The organism is Oleiphilus sp. HI0125 (genome assembly GCF_001635355.1).
On record NZ_LWGF01000050.1, the window covers coordinates 1 to 707 of the forward strand.

General features: G+C 45.3%; 1 protein-coding gene. It reads left to right on the top strand.

Annotated features, from left to right (window positions below; all coding sequences use genetic code 11):
• A partial coding sequence (locus tag A3762_RS00890; protein WP_197468909.1) for a TonB C-terminal domain-containing protein occupies positions 1-661 on the top strand: 661 nt, incomplete at its 5' end.
• Positions 662-707 lie beyond the last annotated feature (46 nt).

A 707-nucleotide genomic window follows, 5' to 3' on the forward strand; every position in this document is an offset into this window, starting at 1 on the left:
GCAAGCCAAGAAAGCAGAACAAGCCAAGAAAGCAGAACAAGCCAAGAAAGCAGAACAAGCCAAGAAAGCAGAACAAGCCAAGAAAGCAGAACAAGCCAAGAAAGCAGAACAAGCCAAGAAAGCAGAACAAGCCAAGAAAGCACTTAAGGCACAAGAGCTTGCAGAGCTTGTTAAAGGTAAGTCAGCTCAAGACCTACAAAAAATACAGGACGGCCTTTTGGCTAAGAGATTCGGCAGTATGCAGCAACTTGATGACCGTGCGCTCGATAGAACGGTTGTTGCTACACAAAATATCGCAGAGCAAGTCGCTGATCGTACGCGTAAGGCTCGCCAGTTAATGGCCGCGTTGGAGCCTGTTGAGCAACAGGTATTTGTTCAATCAGCCAAAACGTTTGTTGATGCAGTCATACGTAATTTGAATCCGCCGAAAAAGGATGGGAACAAATACTTTGGGGAAGTAGTCATACTTCTACATTCAAGTGGGCGAATTGCTTCTGCCGATATTATTACCCCGTCTGGAAACGACGAATATGACGAGGCGGTCATAAGAGCGATTGCTACAATGGGGCTATTTGAGCTCCCTACAAACCCTGAAGTTGCTGAAGTGTTTACGACTCATCCCATCAAATTTTGGTACGATGAGACAAGCCTCGCTGACTAATGGTTAGCTAGGTTTCCAAAGCGTCGCATTTATCTCATTTTACAAA